Consider the following 15,716-nt stretch of genomic DNA (forward strand, 5'->3'; position numbering starts at 1 on the left):
GCGGCGCATCGGCTTTGGCGCGGGCTCAGGAAAGTGCACCGCTACAATAGCCAGGGGATCCGGGAGTTGAATGCGCTGGGGCCGGACGGGCAACTGCCCGACGTCACATTTTCACCACTCTCATGATTGCTGACAACGGCCTTTGGCGTAGAAATTGGCCCGCCGACCCGATCGGCGGTCGAGGCACTTGTACGGCGGATATGAGGTGCAAGAGGCGGGACTTGAACGTCGGTCAACAATCTCTCATCCGCGGGTCGGGCCGCATGACCTTGTTTCGTTTGGGGCTGCCTCTGTCTAGGTGGCGAGCGTCAAAGGCTCATAGTGGTGACGAGGGCTCCCCGGCATTGTCCCGCCTCCAGCGCCGCATATCGCCGAGGCTGATGTTTGAGTTTTGCGATCTCCTCTGCTGGCTGTCCTTCAAATAGCGGTCACGCCGCCTTTGGCGCGGATTGAACCGTGCAGGCGATCGACCAGATGAAGCCCACCATCTCGCGTGCGATGGCGGCAACGACGACGTTGGCGTTCTTGCCGCGCGCGCTCAGCCGACGATATCGGGTGCAAAGCCGAACTTGCGCCTTCCACCCGATATCGCGGACGACTTTTGGCAGCGCTTCGATCCGGTCGACCTTGTGCCGGCCGATGCGCGGCCTCATCCTGTAAGCCCAGGCGCCCTCGACCAGCGCGCGCCGGGCATGGGTGTTGCCGGTCTTGGTGATGCCGCCGCGCCAGACGGTCTCGCCACTCGATTGCTCGCCAGGGACCAGGCCGAAATAGGCCATGAGCTGGCGTGGACTGGAGAAGCGTGTGAAGTCGCCGACCTCCGCGACCAGCACCACGGCATTGATCAGCGCGATACCGCGCATTGCCTGCAAGGCATCAACCACCGGGCGCTGGTTCCATTCCGGGAGCAGTCTGAGTATCTGTTCCTCGACCTGCTGCAGGCGCCGTTCCGCATCCATGACGACATCGACGTAGTCCTGAAATGCGATCTGCTGAGCGGGATGTTCGAAGGCCAATGTCGAAAGCCATCGCCGGTAAGCCATTCGCCAGGCCGTCCCACGCTCGTGCTTATGCCCGTGGCGCAGCAGAAATCCCTGAAGATGTTGACGCGCTCGCGTCACCACCTGGCGCACGACGCTGCGCAGCCGGATCAAGTCGCGCATGGCTTCGTGATCGGTATCGGGCACCCAGACGGGGGTCAACTCTCCGGCCCGATTGAGGCGGGCGAGCATGGTGGCGTCGCGACGGTTTGTCTTCACCCGATCGCCAGGCTTCCTCGGAATCAGCGATGGCGCCACCACGTCGCAGCGATGGCCCAGGCTTGTGAGTTGGCGATAAACGCCATAACCGCACGGGCCGGCCTCATAGCAAAACGCCAGCGGCTTGCCGGAACGCCCCAGACGATCGCATAGCTTGTTGATGGCATCAGGGTCGTTGGCAATCTCGCCGAGATATTCCACCGACCCGCCGCGTCCGCTCTCTGCCACCGCGATCGAAATCCGCTCCTTGTGAATATCCAAACCGACAAATCTGATATGTTCCATATGGCCCGTCTCCTATGCATGAGGCTCTGCGCCGGCCAGCCGGCTTAACCCTCGTACCGTTGCATATCGGATGACGGGCCACCTTCAGGCCCAGCAATCATAGGGACTAGAATGATTCGCGGGCTCTTTTCTGAGAACCGCTTTAATGATGGGGAGATTGTAACGAGGCCGACGGCCCGAGAATCGGGGCAAGAAACCTTATTTTACCGTCCTCGAGAAGTGCCTTCAATCTCACGCAGTGGGGATAAAAGTGGGATCAGATCAGGCAATGGCAAAAATGCAATAAATACAACTACATGTCGGTATGCCGCTGGCGGAGGGAGTGGGATTCGAACCCACGGTGGGCTTGCACCCACGCCGGTTTTCAAGACCGGTGCCTTAAACCGCTCGGCCATCCCTCCAGCGGCAAGCCGCTCTATGCGCGAAGACGCCCGGCTTTTCAAGAATTAGGTTTTCGCGGTGCTTGGCAGGCCGGATTTTGCCGGTCTTTGGTCGCGGGTTGAAACCTGGCGCTGCGCGCTGGCGATAGACTTTCCCGCACCGTGCGCCACATTCCCGCCCGTTTCCCGACATAATCGGTTAATAGCGTGTCAAACTATTCCGGCTTACAGTGAGAGGCCGGGGCAGGGGTGCCGGAAGAGTTCGTATGCGCCAACCGCCGCCGATCCGCTCGGTGGGCGGCGGGCAATTCTGAAAAAGTCGGGGATAAATCGCATATGCTGAATCTGGCGCTGACGCGTCCTGGTCGCGCTTCCGCTGTAGCCGCGTTGGCCGTCGCCGCGGCTTTCCTCGCCGCATGCGCGGCCCCGCAGTCGAAAAGCATGGTCAATAAGAACAAGCGCTCCAAGGAATACTTTGCCGAATCCGAATACGGCGTGAAGGCAAGCCCGCGCGTCACCACCAAGCTCTCGAACCTGCAGCGCGGCGGCGGCCGCGACCAGGTCGGCCGACCCTACAAGGTGCGCGGCAAGATGTACTACCCCAAAGAAGACAAGAACTACAAAAAGGTCGGCGCCGCGTCCTGGTACGGCGACGCCTTCCACGGGCGGCTCACCGCCAATGGCGAAATCTACGACATGACGCATCTGACGGCTGCGCATCCCACCATGCCGTTGCCGAGCTATGCCCGCGTCACCAATCTGAAGAACGGCAACTCCGTCATCGTGCGTGTCAACGATCGCGGCCCCTATTCGCACGGCCGGCTGATCGACCTGTCGAAACGCGCTGCCGAAATGCTCGACTACACCCACAGTGGCACTGCGAAAGTTCAGGTGGAATATGTCGGCCGCGCGCCGCTGCACGGCCGCGACGAGCAATTCCTGATGGCCTCCTACCGGCCCGGCAACCGTGCTCCCGATCCGTCCGACGGCCTCGCCACCGGCGTCATGATCGCAATGAACGGTCCGACACCCAGCGCCAATGCCAGCGCGGCCTTTCCGGGCGTGATGTCCGACAGCGCGCCTGCCGCGCAGCCGCAGATCCAGCCGGTGATGGCGGCCGACGCCGGAGCGTTCGGCGATCTCGCTCTGCCGGCCTTCGGCCCGATCGCACCGGACCGGCCGGGCGTCGACATGATCTTCGAGACACAGGTCGCGCTGGCGACCATGTCCTACGCGCCCGACCACCGGCTGCAGAGGGCGGCAAGCGCCTTCGCGGCACTCGAACGCGGTGCCATGTCGCCGGACGAAGTCGCGCAATCCTGGAAGCGGCTCAACCCGGCAGGGGCGGGCGCAGCAGTTCAGCCTTACGTGGCCGCGGGTTCGTTCGCCACGCTGGCCGAGGCCGAACAGGTCGCCGAGGCGCTGTCGGGATTCGGCCGCGCCACGCTGGAGACAGCCGAGATCGACGGCGCCGTGCTCCATTCGGTCAACCTCTATTCCGACGGCCGCAACGGACTGGACGCCATGCTCGAAGCGGCATGGGCGAACGGCGCACCTGACGCCATGACAATCCGCGATTGAGGCTGTTATCTCCGGCTGCGCGTATAGCGCGACCTTGTCGATGTTGATCCGGCGTCTAAATCCCTGCTAGCCTTGCCGTCGTGCATGGCATGCACAAAGGGCAGGGCAGCGATGTTGATGGAATTCCGCCGGGCGACGCTCGCATTGGTCATCGGCTTCGTGGCTGCTCTCGCCGCCGTCGCCCCGGTGCAGGCGCAATTATTCGAGACGAAAGCCGCACAGGCCTTCATGATCGATGCCGAAACCGGCACGATCCTGTTTTCGAAAAATCCCGACCAACCTATTCCGCCGGCCTCGCTCGCGAAGCTGATGACCATGGAGGTGGTTTTCAACGCTATCAAGGCCGGGCGGCACTCGCTCGACGACACCTTCGTGGTCAGCGAGAACGCTTGGCGCACCGGCGGGGCGGGTTCGGGCGGCTCGACCATGTTCGCCGAACTCAATTCCGAGATCAGGCTGGAAGATCTGATCCAGGGCGTGATCGTGCAATCGGCCAATGATGGCTGCATCGTCATCGCGGAGGGCATGGCGGGCAGCGAAGAGAATTTCGCTGCGATGATGACCGAGCGCGCACGCGAACTCGGCCTTACACAATCGGTGTTCAAGAATTCGACCGGCCTGCCTGCCGAGGGCCAGGTGGTGACGGTGCGCGAACTGGTAAAGCTGGCGCTGCACATATTCAACGAATATCCGGACTTCTACCGATATTATTCCCAGCCGGATTTCACCTGGAACAAGATCACCCAGCGCAACCGCAACCCGCTGCTTACCATGAACATCGGTGCCGACGGCATGAAGACCGGCTCCACCGAGGAATCCGGCTATGCGATCGTCGGCTCCGTCGCCCGTGAGGGCAAGCGCCTATTCGTCGCCTTGAGCGGCATGGCTTCCGAGCGCGAGCGCGCCGAGGAAGCCCGCAAGATCCTCGACTGGGGGATGCGGTCCTTCGAGAAGAGCGAACTATTCGCCGAAGGCGAAACGGTTGGCGAGGCGCAGGTCTATGGCGGCGTAAAGTCCGGTGTGGCGCTGAAGGCGGAGGGGCCGATTTCCATTTTCGTGCCGATCACCAATCGCGACCGGCTGACCGCGCGCATCGTCTATGAGGGCCCGGTCATCGCGCCGGTGGAGGAAGGTACGCAGATCGGGGCGCTCCGCGTCTTCATCGGCGGCACTCTGAGCCAGGAAACCCCGCTCTACGCCGCCGAAAATGTCGAGACGGGCGCGTTGCACCAGCGCGCCCTTGATGCGGTCGGCGAATTGCTGGTCGGCTGGCTGCGCTGAAGCAGCGTTCGGCGTGGACTTTTTCCGCTCGGGGGCTATTACCGGTGTTCTCAAAACTATGCAGAGGATCGGGCCACTTGGCGCGCGGATTTTTCATAAGCTTCGAGGGCGGAGAAGGGGCGGGCAAGTCGACGCAGATTGCCCGGCTCGCCGCGAAGCTGCGCGCCAAGGGTTATGACCTCGTCGTCACCCGAGAGCCCGGCGGCTCGCCCGGCGCGGAGGCCGTGCGCCACGTCATCCTGTCGGGCGCTGCCGAGCCGTTCGGGCCGGAAATGGAGGCCGTGCTTTTCGCCGCCGCCCGCTCCGACCATGTCGAACAGCTCATCGCCCCGGCAATCGCACGGGGCAGCATCGTTCTGTGCGACCGCTTTCTCGATCTCGTCGCGTGTCTATCAGGGCGGGGCAGGCGATCTCGATCCCGGCTTCATAACCGCGCTGGAGCGGGTGGCCGTCAACGGCACGATCCCGGACATGACGCTGATCTTCGACATCGACCCTGCCGAGGGGCTGAGGCGCGCAAGTGCCCGCCGCGGCGACGGCACGCCCGACCGCTTCGAAAAGGAGACGTTGGCGGTCCACCAGCGCCGCCGCGAAGTCTATCTCGCCATAGCGCGCAGCGAGCCGGAGCGCTGCGTCGTCATCGATGCTTCTGTAAACCCCGACGAAGTCGAAGATGCGGTAACGACCGCGGTCTTCGCCGCGCTCGAAGCGCGCGCCGCGCCGCGCCGGGCGAAGGAGGGGTGATGTTCGAACGTATCGCGCCGGAACAGCACGACACGCTCGAAGGCGTGCCGGAACCTTCGGAAAACCCGCATCTGCATGGCCATCGGGCGGCGTCGAATATGTTGGCCGCTGCATATCGCGCCGGCAAGCTGCCGCACGCGCTGCTGTTTGCCGGACCGCAGGGCGTCGGCAAGGCGACGCTGGCATTTCACCTGGCCAAGCACCTTCTTCGCCATCCTTCGCATGGCGATGCGCCGGCCGAACTGGCTGCGCCCGACCCAGCTTCGCCGCTGTTTCGGCAAGTGGCGATGGGCGCACACCCATCCGTCCTGCATTTGACGCGGCCGTTCAATGAAAAGACGAAAACCTTCAGGACCGTGGTGACCGTCGACGAGATCCGCCGCGTCAACCGCTTCCTGTCAATGACGTCCCATGACGGCAGCTACCGCATCGTCATCGTCGACCCCGCCGACGACATGAACGTCAACGCCGCCAATGCGCTGCTGAAGAACCTGGAGGAGCCGCCATCCCGCACGATCTTCGTGCTGATCGCGCATGCGTTGGGCAGCCTTTGCCCACCATCCGCTCGCGCTGCCAGATCGTCCGGCTGGGACCGCTGGAACCGGACGACCTCATGGCCGCACTCGAAGATGCAGGCCAGGAGCCGCCGGACCCGCGCGCCCGCGCGGCACTTGCCGAAAGGGCGGCGGGCAGCGTGCGCGAGGCGATCCTTCTGACGCAGTATGGCGGGCTGGAGATCGCCGAGGCGATGGACAGGATAGTGGTCGCGCCAAAACTCGACATCGCCGCCGCCCACAAGCTCGCCGAAGTCGCCGGCGGCCGCGGCCAGGACATCCCGTTCGACATTTTCAATCGCCATGCGCTCGACCTTCTGGCGGATGCGGCGAGCCGCGCCGCACTCGAGGGCCAGGGGTCGCGCGCCAACCGGCTGACCGAAAGCTGGCAAGAGGCGCTGACGTCGGTCACCGAGACCGAGACCTATAATCTCGACAAGAAGCAGCATGCGCTCGGCATGATCATCCGGCTCAACGAAGCGCTTCGAATGTGACGCTGCCGCCTAGCCGTATGGCAATCGCCAGCCCGATGCGTTATCACCGCGACGCTTCCCAAGTCGCCATTTCGAACGGCCTTTCATGTCACGCGAAAAATTCTACATCACGACCCCGATTTTCTATCCAAACGGCAAGCCGCATATCGGCCACGCCTATAATGTGATTGCCACCGACGCGATGGCGCGGTTCCAGCGGCTCGACGGCAAGGACGTGTTCTTCCTGTCCGGAACCGACGAGCACGGGCTGAAGATGCAGCAGACCGCCGACCAGGAGGGCGTGACGCCGAAGGCGCTGGCCGACCGGAATTCGGCCATCTTCCGCGAGATGGAGCAAGCCGTCGGCGCCTCCAATGACGAGTTCATCCGCACCACCGAGCCGCGCCACTACAAGGCCTGCCAGGCGATCTGGGAGCGCATGGCGGCGAATGGCGACATCTACCTCGACCGCTACAGCGGCTGGTATTCGGTGCGGCAGGAGGCCTATTTCGACGAGAAGGAAACCACGGTCGGCGAGGACGGCGTGCGCCGAGAGCCACTCGGTTCGCCGGTCGAATGGAACGAGGAAGAAACCTATTTCTTCCGCCTTTCGGCCTACCAGGACAAGCTTCTCGCGCTCTACGAGCAGCGGCCCGATTTTGTCGCGCCTGCCGATCGCCGCAACGAGGTGATGAGCTTCGTCAAATCGGGTCTGAAGGATATCTCGATCTCTCGCACCACCTTCAACTGGGGTGTGCCGGTGCCGGGCGACCCGAAGCATGTCATGTATGTATGGGTCGATGCGCTCACCAACTACCTCACCGCCGCCGGCTTTCCCGATACGACCGGCGACAAGTGGGATTTCTGGCCGGCGACGCACATCATCGGCAAGGACATCGTGCGGTTCCACGCCGTCTACTGGCCGGCCTTCCTGATGTCAGCCGGCATAGAATTGCCCAAGCGGGTGTTCGCGCATGGCTTCCTGTTCAACCGCGGCGAGAAGATGTCGAAGTCGGTCGGCAACGTCGTCGATCCCTTCGCCATGATCGAGCATTACGGCCTTGACCAGGTGCGCTATTTCTTCCTGCGTGAGGTGCCGTTCGGCCAGGATGGCAGCTACAGCCACGACGCGATCGTCAACCGCACCAATGCCGACCTCGCCAACGATCTCGGCAATCTGGCGCAGCGGTCGCTGTCGATGATCGCCAAGAACTGCGGCGCTGTTGTGCCGGCGCGCGGCGTGCTTGCCGATGCCGACCGCACCATCCTGGCGATGGCCGACGAGGCGCTGGCCACCGCGCGGAAAACCATGGCCGAGCAGTCGGTTCATCAGGCGCTGGCGGCGATCTTCGGCGTCGTGGCCGAAGCGAACCGCTACTTTGCCGGGCAGGAGCCGTGGGCGCTGAAGAAGACCGACCCCGCGCGCATGGAAACTGTGCTGCACACCACCGCCGAGACCATCCGGCGGGTCGCGCTGATGTGCCAGCCCTTCGTGCCGACTTCTGCGGCAAAGCTGCTCAACCTTCTGGCCGTGCCCGCCGATGAGCGCGCATTCGAGCATGCCGGTGAGGCGCATGCGCTGAAGCCGGGCACTCTGCTGCCCGCGCCGGCGGCGGTGTTCCCGCGTTATGTCGAGCCGGTCGCGGCGGAACAGTAGGGCTTTCGAGAGCATGCTTGTCGACAGCCACTGCCACCTCGATTTCCCGGACTTCGTCGACGAGCGCGCGGCGATCGTCGAGCGCGCGGCCAGGGCGGGTGTGGCGCGCATGGTCACGATCTCGACCCGCGTCCGGCGCTTTCCCGACGTGCTGGCGATCGCCGAGGCTTTCGATGCGGTCTATTGCTCGGTCGGCACGCATCCGCACAATGCCGCCGAGGAACCCGACGTGACGGCCAATGAACTGGTCCGGCTTTCGGCCCATCCGAAGGTGGTGGCGATCGGCGAGGCAGGCCTCGACTACCATTACGACAAATCCCCGCGCGACACGCAGGCGAAGGGTTTTCGCGCCCACATCGCTGCGGCGCGGCAGACGGATCTGCCGCTGGTCATCCATGCGCGCAGCGCCGACGCGGACATGGCCGCTATCCTCGAGGAGGAGACGCAAAAGGGCGCTTTCCCCTTCATCCTGCACTGCTTTTCCTCGGGTCGCGAGCTAGCAGAGACCGGCATCAAGCTCGGCGGCTATGTCTCTTTCTCGGGCATATTGACCTTCAAGAATTCCGGCGAATTGCGCGAGATCGCAGCCGGCATTCCGCACGACCGCCTGCTGGTCGAGACCGACGCGCCCTATCTCGCGCCGATGCCGTTTCGCGGCAAGCGCAACGAGCCCGCCTATGTGGCCAACACCGCTGCGGTGCTTGCCGAAACCGTGGGTGTCAGCGCCGGCGAGATCGCAAAAATCACCACCGACAATTTCTTCAGGCTGTTCACCAAGATGCCGCGTCCGGCCGGGAACGCCTGAGCGTGGCGGGCCTGCTGCGCTTCACCATTCTGGGCTGCGGCTCGTCGCCGGGCACGCCGCGCATCACCGGCGACTGGGGCGATTGCGACCCGCTGGAGCCGAAGAACCGCCGCATGCGCGCGGCGGCGCTGGTGGAGCGCATCGCGCCCAACGGTGCCAAGACAACCGTCGTCATCGACACCGGGCCTGATTTCCGCGAGCAGATGCTGATGGCGAAGGTCCGCCGAGTCGACGCCGTGGTCTATACCCACGCCCATGCCGACCACATTCACGGCATCGACGACCTGCGCAGTTACTGGCTGGAGCAGCGCCGGCTGATTCCGGTCTATGGCGACGCGCCAACCGTGGCGCGGCTGAAGGAAGCCTTCGCCTACTGCTTCGCCACGCCGCCGGGAAGTTCCTATCCGCCGATCGTCAGCGCCAGTCTCATCGAGCATGGCGTCCCGTTCACCATCGACGGCGAGGGCGGCGCGCTTACCTTCGAGCCGTTGCCGCAACTCCATGGCGACACGATTTCGCTCGGCCTCCGCATCGGCCCGCTTGCCTATTGCCCGGATGTTAGCGGCTTTCCCGACGCGACCGCTGTGCGGCTGACCGGCCTCGACGTTCTGGTCATCGACGCGCTGCAATACCGCCCGCATCCGAGCCATCTGTCGCTTTCGGAGGCGCTCGAATGGATCGAACGCTTGGCGCCGAAACGGGCGGTTCTCACTCACATGCATGTGCCGCTCGACTATGCGACGGTGGTGCGCGAAACGCCGGACAATGTCGAACCGGCTTATGACGGTATGGTGGTTGAAATACCACTGGAATCAGAATGATGGACGATAAACCTAACGCAAGCGGCAGCATTGAGCGGGTCACCGAGGCCGCGCGCGCCGCCGGCCTGGACATCGAGATCCGCCGCATGGGGGCCTCGACCCGCACCGCCGCCGAGGCGGCCGAGCAATGCGGCTGCACGGTAGCGCAGATCGTCAAATCGCTGATTTTCCAGGGCGAGCGCACCGGTAGAATTTATCTGTTCATGCTCTCGGGCGAGCACCAGCTCGACCTCGCCAAGGCGGCAGCACTTGCGGTAGAGCCGCTGAAACGCGCCGACCCGCGCCATATCCGTGAGGTCACCGGCTTTGCCATAGGCGGCGTTTCGCCGATCGGCCATCTGGCAGCAATTCCGGCGTTCGCCGACGAGGCGCTTCTTCGCTTCGACCGCGTCTGGGCCGCCGCCGGAGCGCATGACGCGGTATTCGCGGCCGAACCCGGCGCATTGATCGCCGCGGCTGGCGCTACCGTCGCCAGCCTTGCCAATCAGGAAAGTGCCACATGACATCGCCGATCATCGACTTCATGCTGAAGCGCAATTCAGCACCCATTCCGGAATTGCGCGAACCGGCGCCCGGCGACGATGAAATCGCGACGATGATCAGGATCGCCACGCGCGTGCCCGACCATGGCCGGCTCGCGCCGTGGCGCTTCATCGTCTATCGCGGCAAGGCGCGCGAGGAGATCGGCGAAAAGCTCGCTGATCTCGCCGAGAAGCGCGAAGGTCCGCTGACGGAGGCACGCCGCAACCAGGAACTGACGCGGTTCTCGCGTGCGCCGCTGGTCATCGGCGTGATTTCGAGCCCGAAGGAGAACCCGAAGATCCCGCAATGGGAGATGTTCCTGTCCGGCGGCGCAGCCGCGATGAGCCTGGTGCTCGCCGCAAATGCGCTCGGCTACGGCACCAACTGGATCACCAACTGGTATTCCGATGTCGAGGAGGGCAGGCGCATATTGGGGCTGGCTCCGCATGAGCGCGTGGTCGGCTTTATCCACATCGGCTCTTACGAAGGCCCCGCGCCGGAGCGTCCGCGGCCGGACGCGACGGCGCTTTATGCCGATTATGCCGGCCCCTGGGAGGCATAGCGTGTTCTACGAACCGGCCAAGGGCCACGGCCTGCCGCACGATCCGTTCAAGGCGATCGTGTCGCCGCGCCCGATCGGCTGGATCTCGACTGTCGCCCTCAATGGCGACGTAAACCTCGCGCCCTATTCTTTCTTCAACGCCTTCTCGACAAATCCCTTCCTGGTCTGGTTCTCCTCGGAAGGCGCCAAGGACAGTGCCACCTTCGCCGGCGAGACCGGCGAGTTCGTAGCCAATCTGGTCGGGCGCGACCTTGCCGAGAAGATGAGCCGCACAGCAGTCGACGCGCCGCGCGGCGTCAACGAGTTCGCCTATGCCGGCCTAACGCCAGCGCCGTCGCGGCTGGTCGCGCCGCCGCGCGTGGCCGAAGCTCCCGCAGCGCTCGAATGCAAGGTGACGGAAATCCTGCGTCCCAAGGCGCTCGACGGCAGCGATTCCGGCGTGTTCGTCGTCACCGGCGAGGTGGTCGGCGTGCACATCGACGACGCGATGCTCACCGACGGCCTGTTCGACGCGGTCAAGGCCGGCAACGTCGCCCGCCTCGGCTACATGGATTATTCCATGGTCAACGAGACTTTCCAGATGCGCCGCCCGCGCTGGGGCAAGGATTAGCTGAGGCGGGACAAGCCGTTGAACCAGAATTGGGTGCTGACCCCGCAAACCATCTCTACTTTGAAACACATCCTGCAGTGTGTAGCGGACAAGGACATTGATGGGCTGAAGAAACTGCCTAACGTCTCATTTGTCTACGACCTTGATGATTTCGTTCATTTTCTTGACAATTACGGAGAGAAATTTTCATCTCCTCCAGAGAATTTTCACCTGTTTATCCACTTGGATAGAGGCAATTCCTCTGGCGATGGAATCGGCGTGGGCTTGCCGATCTGGTCAAGCGGGGCAGATCCCACGGATGTCGAAATCGACATCTGGATCGAGGACACAGCCAATCCGCAACAGATATTCGTGAAGGGGCACCGAATTCCCTAGAGATTTGCCGGCGGCGATCCGGCAGCCTTTGCCCTTGCCAGCAGCCGCTCGGCGCGGCGCAGATGCGGCCGGTCGTACATCTGGCCGTCGATCCCAACTACGCCGGGATCGCCTGCTACCCGAAACGCTTCGACCACCGCCTGCGCATGCGCGACCGCTTCCGGGGATGGCGTGAACGCCGCGTTGATGACCGGCACCTGATCCGGATGGATGGCCATCTTGGCGGTGAACCCATCGCGCTCGGCGTTGCGGCATTCGGCGCGCAGGCTGTTGGCGTCGCGGAAATTCACGAAAACCGTATCGATCGCCGCCGTTTCGGCCGCCGAGGCGGCAAGCACCGTCATCGCCCGCGCCAGCCGGAACACGTCGGTGTAGCGCCCGCTCTGGTCTCGGGTCGCCCGCGCGCCGATCGCGGCGGAAAGGTCTTCTGCGCCCCAGGTCAGGCCGGAGAGGCGGGGACTTGCGCTGTAGCTCCCCGCTGCCAACAGGCCGGCCGCCGTCTCGGTGATGATCGGGATGATTTTTACGCCACCGTCCGGCAGCCCGTTTTCAGCCTCGCGAACACGCAATTTGGCCGAAAGCTGCTGCACATCGGCGAAGCCGTTCGACTTCGGCAGCATGATGCCGTCCGGCTTTGACGGCATCAGCGAAGCGAGATCATCGTCGGTCAGGCCGGACAAAAGATCGTTTATTCTCACATAAATCGCGGCAGATGTTCGCGCACGGTTGCCGCGGATGAAATCCGCCGCGATCCGCCGCGCCGCTTCCTTATTGCCGGCCGCGACCGAGTCCTCGAGGTCGACGATGACCACGTCGGCACCCGCCGAAAAACCCTTCTCCAGCTTCCTTTCCGAATCGCCCGGGACGAATAGCAGCGAACGCATCAGGCCGGTCTCTTCAGCATCATCGCCTGGCGGGTGCATTTGGCGACCAGCACGCCGTGCTGGTTGAAGGCGCGGTGCTCGAATTCGACGATGCCGCGATCGGGCTTCGACTTCGATCTCGCGCACCGACAGCACCTCCGTCTCGACGCTTATCGTGTCGCCATGAAACACCGGGTGCGGGAACACGGTTTCCCGCATCCCCAGATTCGCGACCGTCGTGCCGACGGTTATGTCGTTGACCGAAATTCCGATCATTAGGCCGAGCGTGAACAGCGAGTTGACCAGCGGCTTGCCCCATTCGCTCTTGGCGGCGAAATCAAAATCGATATGCAGCGGCTGCGGGTTCAGCGTCATCACCGAAAACAGCATGTTGTCGCTTTCGGTGACGGTCTTGCGCAGGGTGTGCTTGAACGTCCGGCCGGGCTCGAACTCCTCGAGATATAGTCCAGCCATGCGGCGTTCCTCCGTTGCACGCCCGTTTGATAGGCGCTGCCGTCCCTGCGGGCAAGCCGGTTAAGAAACATGGTGAACCCTTCGTAAACCATTTGTGCCTAGCGTCCTTCCGGGGGCCGGAATCTTTGCCGGCAGGGCTGCGAGTGACATTCATGGTAGTGGGGCATTTCCTGAAATGGATCGGCACGGCCCGCGTTTCGGAAAGAGTCGCGGCCGTGAGCGCTCTCGCCCGCGCCTATGTCGAACGCGACCTGCCGTTCGAGGACCGCTGCGCCGCGGAAGCAGCACTCACGCTGCTACTTGACGATCCCTCCGCCAAGGTCCGCCTGGCCATGGCCGAAGCGCTGTCGATGAGCCATCACGCGCCGATCCAGATCATTGCAGCGCTCGCTTCCGACCAGCCTGAAGTCGCCGCCTTCGTGCTGGCCCGCTCGCCGCTTCTGACCGACGCCGACCTGATCGACCGCGTCGCCACCGGTTCCAAAGCCGTACAGAAGCTCGTCGCCGGACGTCCGGTCGTGTCGATGGCGCTTGCAGCGGCCATTGCCGAGATCGGCGAGCCGGAAGCTTGCGTCGAACTCATCGCCAATTCCGGAGCGGCGATCGCCGCTCTCAGCTTCCGCCGCATGGCCGAGCGCCACGGCCATTTGCCTTCGGTGCGCGAGGCGATGATCGCCGATCCGCGCTTGCCCGCTGATTGCCGGCACATGCTGCTGGTCAAGCTTGGCGACGCGCTGAAGCAGGCGCCGCTGGTCGCCGCCCTGATGGGCGCGGCGCATGCCGATCGCGTCATGCGCGACGCCTGCGTGAAGGCTTCGCTCACCGTCATCGAAAACACGCGCGCCGAGGAGCACGGTGCACTGATCGAGCATCTGCGCCTGCGCGGCGACCTGACGTCGAGCTTCATCATCCGCGCCATCGCCCACGGCAAGGTCGATTTCTTCGGCTCGGCCATGGTTGCGCTGACCGGACAAGCCGAGCACCGGGTGAGGGCGCTGCTCTCCGGTGGCCACGATGCGGCGCTGGCGGCGCTGTTCCGCAGCGCCGGGCTTGCCGCGAGCACCCATGCCGTCATCCTGCGCGCGCTGAAAATCTGGCGCGAGGTCGCCAACGGCAAGCGCGTTGCCGGGGCGCAGGAAGTCACCTGGCTGATGCTGAAGGAACTCGGCGGGCAGGCGTCGACAGGCGATCTTGCCGGCCTGCTAAAATCCATCCACCTTGAGGCACTGCGCGAAAACGCCCGTGGCCACGCACTGGCGATAGCTGCGGCGTGAGCGAAGCGGCCCTTTGAACGACGGAGACGGAATTGGCGTTCAAATGCGAAATACCTGCCATGCCCACGGTCCAGCTGGATGACAACGCCGTGAGAATCACACGTTGGGACTTCGAGCCGGGTGCGGCTACCGGATGGCACGAGCATGGATGGCCTTATTTCGTCATCATGCTGACGGCTGGAACCCTTCGGATTCACGATGGCGTCAATGTCGCCGACGTTCCTCTCGCAGCAGGCCAGGCCTACCGAAGGCCATCCGGCATCAAGCACGACGTGATGAACAGCTCAGAACACCCGATTGCGTTCGTCGAGATCGAAATCAAGCAACCCGATGCTCTTGGAATGGCTTAGGATGTGAGCGGCCTAGCCGCCATTCCTGCTCAGCGCCTCCACAAATCGGATGATCTCGCCGGTCATCCCCTCGTTCCAGAGGTCGTTGTGGCTGTAGGCGTCATGAACCAGAATCTGCTTGGGCTCGGGAGCGATGGCGTAGAGCGCCTCGCCGGATGACAGCGGGATGACGTCGTCGCGCCGGCCATGGATGAACAGTTTTGGTTGCCGCACCTTCGCTATTCTGAGATCGGAGCGGAACGGGTCTTTGATCAGTGGCGCGATAGGCAGATACGGGTAGTGCATCTGGGCGAGCGACAGCACCGACAGATAGGCCGACACCAGGATGATGCCTGCCACCGGCCTTTGCGCGGCAGTGTTGACGGCGACGCCGCTGCCCAGCGACTGGCCAAGCAAGACGATCCCGCCGTCGCTTTGCGCCGAAAGCCAGTCGAACGCCGCCAGGCCGTCCGTCAGCAATCCTTCCTCGCTCGGCGAGCCGCTCGAGCCGGCGTAGCCGCGATAGGAAATCGCGAGGAGGCCTATTCCGCGAGCGGCCAGCGACTGCTCCAGGAAGCCGTAGTTGCCGACCAGGTCGGCGTTGCCGAGGAAGAAAAGCACCGAAGGCTTGCCGGCTTTGCCCTTGCTGAAAAGCGCATGCAGCGTTTCGCCGTCGGGTGTCGCGATCGAAACCTTCTCGCCCCATTCGGCCCGCGATGCCGGCGCGAAGGCCGCTCCGGCCCCGGGATAAAGCAGCGCACGCTGGGAGAAATACATCAGGCCGACCAGCGCCAGATATCCGAGAGCCGCGACGAGCGGCAGGACCAGCAGGAGTTTGGTGGCGCTCACGGGATGCCCACCCAAAAA

The 15,716-nt window shown here is 63.8% G+C and carries 14 protein-coding genes, 1 tRNA gene and 3 pseudogenes; 13 read left to right on the forward strand and 5 right to left on the reverse strand.

Features of this window, described 5'->3' with window-relative positions; genetic code table 11:
* Positions 1-428: 428 nt before the first annotated feature.
* On the reverse strand, positions 429-1,544 hold the full coding sequence (locus tag ACG873_RS09465; protein ID WP_394885677.1) for an IS110 family transposase: 1,116 nt from the start codon (positions 1,542-1,544) through the stop codon (positions 429-431).
* A gap of 311 nt (positions 1,545-1,855) precedes the next feature.
* Positions 1,856-1,945 (reverse strand) — tRNA-Ser (locus ACG873_RS09470).
* Positions 1,946-2,260: 315 nt separating this feature from the next.
* Between ACG873_RS09470 and ACG873_RS09475 the strand changes: the two genes are divergently transcribed.
* The 11 genes and pseudogenes from ACG873_RS09475 to ACG873_RS09525 all read left to right on the forward strand — a co-directional run bounded on the left by ACG873_RS09475 (position 2,261) and on the right by ACG873_RS09525 (position 11,909).
* Positions 2,261-3,505 carry a septal ring lytic transglycosylase RlpA family protein gene (locus tag ACG873_RS09475; protein WP_394891482.1) on the forward strand — a complete coding sequence of 415 codons (1,245 nt, stop codon included), beginning with the start codon at positions 2,261-2,263 and terminating at the stop codon, positions 3,503-3,505.
* Between the two features lie 111 nt (positions 3,506-3,616).
* A complete protein-coding gene (locus ACG873_RS09480; protein WP_394891483.1) occupies positions 3,617-4,786 on the forward strand; it encodes a D-alanyl-D-alanine carboxypeptidase family protein in 1,170 nt (389 codons plus the stop codon).
* Positions 4,787-4,863: 77 nt separating this feature from the next.
* Positions 4,864-5,530, forward strand: a pseudogene (tmk, locus tag ACG873_RS09485) (dTMP kinase).
* Positions 5,527-6,578, forward strand: a pseudogene (locus ACG873_RS09490) (DNA polymerase III subunit delta'). The pseudogenes tmk and ACG873_RS09490 overlap by 4 nt, the downstream one beginning before the upstream one ends.
* 85 nt (positions 6,579-6,663) lie before the next feature.
* A complete protein-coding gene (metG, locus tag ACG873_RS09495) occupies positions 6,664-8,214 on the forward strand; it encodes a methionine--tRNA ligase (protein WP_394891484.1) in 1,551 nt (516 codons plus the stop codon).
* Positions 8,215-8,227: 13 nt separating this feature from the next.
* A complete protein-coding gene (locus ACG873_RS09500; RefSeq protein WP_394891485.1) occupies positions 8,228-9,019 on the forward strand; it encodes a TatD family hydrolase in 792 nt (263 codons plus the stop codon).
* A 2-nt stretch (positions 9,020-9,021) separates the two neighbouring features.
* Positions 9,022-9,840, forward strand: coding sequence for an MBL fold metallo-hydrolase (locus ACG873_RS09505; protein ID WP_394891486.1), 819 nt, complete (start codon positions 9,022-9,024; stop codon positions 9,838-9,840).
* The gene (locus ACG873_RS09510; RefSeq protein ID WP_394893419.1) at positions 9,840-10,343 is read left to right on the forward strand and encodes a YbaK/EbsC family protein; all 504 of its coding nucleotides are present in this window, start codon (positions 9,840-9,842) and stop codon (positions 10,341-10,343) included. The genes ACG873_RS09505 and ACG873_RS09510 overlap by 1 nt, the downstream gene beginning before the upstream one ends.
* Complete coding sequence (locus ACG873_RS09515) at positions 10,340-10,924, forward strand: nitroreductase family protein (RefSeq protein ID WP_394891487.1); 585 nt, start codon at positions 10,340-10,342, stop codon at positions 10,922-10,924. Before ACG873_RS09510 ends, ACG873_RS09515 begins: the two co-directional genes overlap by 4 nt.
* 1 nt (position 10,925) lies before the next feature.
* Complete coding sequence (locus ACG873_RS09520; RefSeq protein WP_394891488.1) at positions 10,926-11,534, forward strand: flavin reductase family protein; 609 nt, start codon at positions 10,926-10,928, stop codon at positions 11,532-11,534.
* A gap of 18 nt (positions 11,535-11,552) precedes the next feature.
* On the forward strand, positions 11,553-11,909 hold the full coding sequence (locus tag ACG873_RS09525) for a hypothetical protein (RefSeq protein ID WP_394891489.1): 357 nt from the start codon (positions 11,553-11,555) through the stop codon (positions 11,907-11,909).
* Here the strand turns inward: ACG873_RS09525 and ACG873_RS09530 are convergent.
* Positions 11,906-12,793: an HpcH/HpaI aldolase/citrate lyase family protein gene (locus tag ACG873_RS09530; protein ID WP_394891490.1), complete on the reverse strand. Its 888-nt coding sequence runs from the start codon at positions 12,791-12,793 to the stop codon at positions 11,906-11,908. The two genes, ACG873_RS09525 and ACG873_RS09530, sit on opposite strands and share 4 nt — an antisense overlap.
* Positions 12,793-13,246: pseudogene (locus ACG873_RS09535) on the reverse strand (MaoC family dehydratase). Before ACG873_RS09535 ends, ACG873_RS09530 begins: the two are co-directional and overlap by 1 nt.
* Before the next feature lie 152 nt (positions 13,247-13,398).
* Between ACG873_RS09535 and ACG873_RS09540 the strand changes: the two are divergent.
* Positions 13,399-14,520, forward strand: a complete 1,122-nt coding sequence (locus ACG873_RS09540; RefSeq protein WP_394893421.1) for a DUF2336 domain-containing protein — start codon at positions 13,399-13,401, stop codon at positions 14,518-14,520.
* A gap of 32 nt (positions 14,521-14,552) precedes the next feature.
* A complete protein-coding gene (locus ACG873_RS09545; RefSeq protein WP_394891491.1) occupies positions 14,553-14,870 on the forward strand; it encodes a cupin domain-containing protein in 318 nt (105 codons plus the stop codon).
* A gap of 12 nt (positions 14,871-14,882) precedes the next feature.
* Here ACG873_RS09545 and ACG873_RS09550 read toward each other — a convergent pair whose 3' ends face one another.
* Positions 14,883-15,698: an alpha/beta hydrolase gene (locus tag ACG873_RS09550; protein ID WP_394891492.1), complete on the reverse strand. Its 816-nt coding sequence runs from the start codon at positions 15,696-15,698 to the stop codon at positions 14,883-14,885.
* Between the last annotated feature and the right edge of the window lie 18 nt (positions 15,699-15,716).

This window comes from Allomesorhizobium aridi (genome assembly GCF_043769475.1).
GTDB lineage: Bacteria > Pseudomonadota > Alphaproteobacteria > Rhizobiales > Rhizobiaceae > Allomesorhizobium.